Annotated in this window: 1 protein-coding gene; it reads left to right on the top strand. The window is 45.4% G+C overall.

Features of this window, described 5'->3' with window-relative positions; all coding sequences use genetic code 11:
• Nucleotides 1-454 precede the first annotated feature (454 nt).
• Nucleotides 455-1775: nSTAND3 domain-containing NTPase (locus FEM54_RS31875; protein ID WP_171045960.1), on the top strand; the 1321-nt coding region annotated here is incomplete at its 3' end.

The following is a 1775-nucleotide window of genomic DNA, read 5'->3' as shown; positions in this document are numbered from 1 at the left end:
AATATATATTTTATATTTTAATTGGAATACCGATTGGAATACCTTCCGAAATAGAGCTGCGTTTCATTGCCCACATTCGATCTGACAACCGCGCACAGCCGCACTGCATTTCAAGCGAGGAAAGAAGCGAATGTTGACCTACTGGCGCGTATGTCGGCAGCAAAAGTGCTAGAGCCTTTCGGAGTCGAAGCGCTTTGCGAGGAGCACTGCTACGGCTTACACCGCCAAGCAGAAAGGCCCCAGTCGTTGGGAACCTACGTGGCGATAGCCACGGCTCCCATTCAACCTGCCTGACGCCCCTTCATTCAAGGTTTCCGCACCGTTACATGGCATTCCTCTGGGAAAGACTCAGTTTGGCAAACGACTCCACTTCTTGAATCTAACTGGGCGGTTGAATAGGTATACTCGGCACGGATTTCGTCGACGATGACGTGGAATGTAGCGGAGCCTCCCCTTGAACGAGTACGACTTTTCGCGGCTGAATGATAAAGAATTTGAGGTCTTCTGTACGGACTTACTTGGTGCCCATGAAGGTGTAATTTTCGAGCGTTTCAAGCCAGGGCGAGATGGTGGAATTGACGGTCGTTACATCGTAAACTCTGAAACTTTATGGATAGTTCAGTGCAAGCATTGGGCTCCAGCGGGTCGTGATCAACTATTTAAAAAAATTTCAGTTGAGGAAAGAGAAAAGGTTATAAAGCTAAATCCCCAGAGATATATCTTGGTGGTTTCTTTCAAACTGTCGCCGAGCGATAAGAAGCGGTTGATGGAAGCATTGAGTCCGTTTGTAAAAAGCCCTAGCGATATTCTCGGTCAGGAAGATTTAAATGATCTTCTTGCTAAGTACCCAGCGGTAGAGTCTCGTCATTATAAGCTTTGGCTTGTTAGCTCAAACTTGATGCGGTACTTCATGGATAAAGCTATTCATGATCGTAGCAGAAATACTATCGAAGAAATAATCAGTAAGTCAGCGGTCTACACGCAAACATCGAATCACTCCGCCGCAATTGAACGGTTGGAAAAATATCATGTTGTTGTTTTGACCGGGGCCGCGGGTATTGGTAAGACGACACTGGCAGAACAGTTGATATTGCACTATGTGGCACAGGGCTACTCGCTGGTAGAAATTTCTAAAGATGTCATTGAAGCAGAAAGTGTGTATCTGCCGGAAGAGAAGCAAATATTCTATTTTGATGATTTCTTGGGGCGAAACTACTTGGAGGCGGTGAGTGGGGTTGAAAGCGCAGAAGTGGTCAGTTTTATAAGGAGGGTTGCAAGAGATAGCAATAAGCGTTTTGTCCTAACATCAAGGACTACTATTTTAAGTCAAGGGAAAATGCTCAGTGATGTTTTCGAGAATGGCAATGTGCACACAAAGGAGTATGAGATTACGCTTGATTCTCTAACAAGGTTAGATAAAGCGAATATTTTGTACAACCATATCTGGCACTCATCCTTGGGTATTGAGTTTATCGATCAGATTTACGAGTCTAAGCGCTATCGGGTTATTATCGATCATAAAAATTTTAACCCCCGACTGGTACAGTTTATCACCGATGCACAGCGGCTTGAAAACGTGGCGGTAAATTCATACTGGCAGTACGCAGAGGGTCTGTTAAACAACCCGGAAAAGGTGTGGGATAACGTATTTGACGCTCTTTTAGACGATTGCGGTCGTGCCCTCGCTTTGTTAGTAGCAATGAATGGGCGTGAGATTTCTGAAGAAGCTCTTACCGAGGCGTTTGCTAGGTACATCAGCGCTCCCGGAGTAGGTG

The organism is Pseudomonas edaphica, from assembly GCF_005863185.1.
GTDB lineage: Bacteria > Pseudomonadota > Gammaproteobacteria > Pseudomonadales > Pseudomonadaceae > Aquipseudomonas > Aquipseudomonas edaphica.
This window is presented reverse-complemented; position numbering and strand designations above follow the sequence as displayed.